The organism is Paracraurococcus ruber (assembly GCF_004353985.1).
GTDB lineage: Bacteria > Pseudomonadota > Alphaproteobacteria > Acetobacterales > Acetobacteraceae > Paracraurococcus > Paracraurococcus ruber.
Genome location: NZ_SMOA01000665.1, coordinates 1 through 586 on the forward strand (window position 1 = coordinate 1; position 586 = coordinate 586).

The following is a 586-nucleotide window of genomic DNA, read 5'->3' on the forward strand; positions in this document are numbered from 1 at the left end:
ACCACGGCGTGCGGGCACCGCAGGCGGGCTGGCAGGATCCGCCGTTGTCCGGCGCGCGGCGTAGAAGGACGACCTCGGCACCTGCCACACCCGGCAGACCCGCGCGACGCCGTAGCGGCGGCCGGTGGCTGCGGCGGTCGCGCCGGCCATCATCGCAACCTCCTCCGCCCCAAAGGGCCGGGCCGCTCCATCTTGGCCCGCAGCAGCTCGTTCTCCATGGTCAGCTCGCCGATGCGCTGCATGGCGGCGGCGAGCTGGCTGTCGGCCTGATCGGCCTCGCGCTCTTTCAGCGCTCCCTCCAGCGCCGCCTCGGCCTCCTCGCGCCACTGCTCCAACTTGACGATCGGCAGGCCGAGTTCGCGCGAGAGCAGCTCGGCAGGCTCACCACGCATCAGGCGCAGCACCACCTCGCGCTTGCGACCGGCGCTCCAGCGCTGGCCGGGTGCCAACGGGCCCAGGGCAGTCCCAGCACTCGCCGGCCCGCCCTGGCCCGTGGACAGCGCGGACGGGCTGCGCCCGCCCTCGCTGACCACAGGCCCATCTCCCACCTCAGTGCGTTCGTTCTGATCCATGCTGCATCTCACCA

At 72.9% G+C, this 586-nt stretch carries 1 protein-coding gene; it reads right to left on the reverse strand.

Going from position 1 to position 586, the window contains the following annotated elements:
* Positions 1 to 149 precede the first annotated feature (149 nt).
* Positions 150 to 586: hypothetical protein (locus E2C05_RS32365; RefSeq protein ID WP_205083305.1), on the reverse strand; the 437-nt coding region annotated here is incomplete at its 5' end.